Raw genomic sequence first — 1810 nt, forward strand, 5'->3', positions numbered from 1 at the left:
AATCAATTTGATCCTGAGGATCACAAAAATTCGGCCACCACGCTTTTCAACGGTATGATTCATCCAATGCTGGGCTTCAATATTCGTGGTGTGGTCTGGTACCAGGGAGAGTCTAACCGGTACAATCCAGGGATATACAAAGACATGATGGTTGAAATGGTCAAGGGTTGGAGAGCGAAATGGGGGATAGGAGAGTTTCCGTTTTACTATTGTCAGATTGCTCCGTACAAATATACAAACGAGGTAAATACGGCATTCCTGAGAGAGGCTCAACTTGAGGCTTCCAAAGAGATTCCAAATTCGGGAATGGCTTGTTTATTAGATGCAGGAGATGAAAATTATATTCACCCATCAAAAAAAAGAATAGCAGGAGAGAGACTTGCCTATTTGGCTTTGAAAAATACCTATGGGATTTCTGGGATACATGCAGAAGGTCCAAAGTTTGTCGAGATGAAGATTGATAGTTCATCAGTAGAACTGACGTTCGATAAGGATCTGTCTTCTTTTGGAAGAGATCTAAAACTTTTTGAATTGGCTGGTGAGGATAAGAAGTTCTATCCTGCTCAAGCTGTTATTCTTCGGAGAAATAAGATTGTTGCTACTTCTGAAGATGTCTTAAAACCTGTTGCTGCCAGATATGGATTCAAGAATTTTGTTCAAGGTGATTTATTCGATCTTTATGGACTACCTGCTTCTTCTTTCAGAACGGATGACTGGGAAGCTGAAACTGGGTTGTAGCATGGGGATAAATACAACGATCATTGATGGCGACTATAGGCTGTTCGTAAAAGATTTAGAAAATAGATCACAGGAATTATATGACATTTTATCCATTCCTGGAGAAGGTGTAAATATAATTTCTACTCACCCAGCCCGAGTAAAAAAAGTTGGAGATACAGTTGGCTGATTGGAAGTGAATCGGTACTCCACAGTTTATTAGAAAAAGTTTACAACTAACAAAATTGAAATCAAAACTGATACTATGAATTATGCTTTGAATATGCTTTCAAGTGCAATTGTATTGTTGTTAAGTCTAACATGCTTTTCACAGTCAAGTGTGATATTAGAAAGTAAAACCATAGAAAGTGCTGTATTAAATCAAGAAGTACGATATAGTGTGTATTTGCCTCCGGGTTATGAAGTTTCAACCAGAAAATACCCCGTCTTGTACCTCCTACATGGGTTTGGTGATGACGAAACCAGATGGATTCAGCGAGGGAATGTTCAGGCAATTGCAGATCAGGCAATAGAAAGCGGCTCGGCAGTGCCGATGATCATTGTAATGCCGGACGCACAAAAAAGCTGGTATTTGAACTCAGAGGTAATAGAATTCCGATATGAAGATTTCTTCGTTCAGGAGTTTATTCCATTTATTGAAGGAAAGTATAAGTGTAGGACAGCCAGGGAACAAAGGGCCATTTCAGGTTTAAGTATGGGCGGTCATGGCACCATCATGTTTGCTGCCAAATATCCAGATCTATTTTCTTCAGCTGCCCCTTTGAGTGCGGCAATTTGGACAGAAGACAGATTGGTCAAGCTTGGTCAAAAAACATGGGATTCTTTTTTTGAGCTGGTCACTGAGTCAAAAGTCGGTGATAAAAGGATCAATGAGTTTACAAAGCAGAATTTCGGGTTTTTCCTAATGTCATCCGCTTCGATTGACGAACTAAAAACTGTCAGATGGTACATTGACTGTGGAGATGACGATTCATTCATCTTCGGAAATATGAGCCTTTACGAACTTATGAAGGACGGGCGTATTCCGGGTGAATTCCGAGTAAGAGATGGCGGGCACAATTGGTCTTATTGG

Annotated in this window: 3 protein-coding genes; all 3 read left to right on the top strand. The window is 40.1% G+C overall.

What is annotated here, in order from left to right; all coding sequences use genetic code 11:
• The coding region (locus ABJD64_RS24445; RefSeq protein ID WP_348208207.1) for a sialate O-acetylesterase at positions 1-738 on the top strand (738 nt) is incomplete at its 5' end.
• A 1-nt stretch (position 739) separates the two neighbouring features.
• Entirely contained in the window at positions 740-907 is a 168-nt protein-coding gene (locus tag ABJD64_RS24450) for a hypothetical protein (RefSeq protein ID WP_348208208.1), read from the top strand.
• A 75-nt stretch (positions 908-982) separates the two neighbouring features.
• On the top strand, positions 983-1810 hold an 828-nt coding region (locus ABJD64_RS24455; protein ID WP_348208209.1), incomplete at its 3' end, for an alpha/beta hydrolase-fold protein.

This window comes from Reichenbachiella sp., assembly GCF_039944555.1.
Lineage (GTDB): Bacteria > Bacteroidota > Bacteroidia > Cytophagales > Cyclobacteriaceae > Reichenbachiella.

Excerpts from the sequence above, each read along its gene's own strand:
- ABJD64_RS24450 (WP_348208208.1), top strand. The coding sequence starts at position 740 with ATGGGGATAAATACAACGATCATTGATGGCGACTATAGGCTGTTCGTA.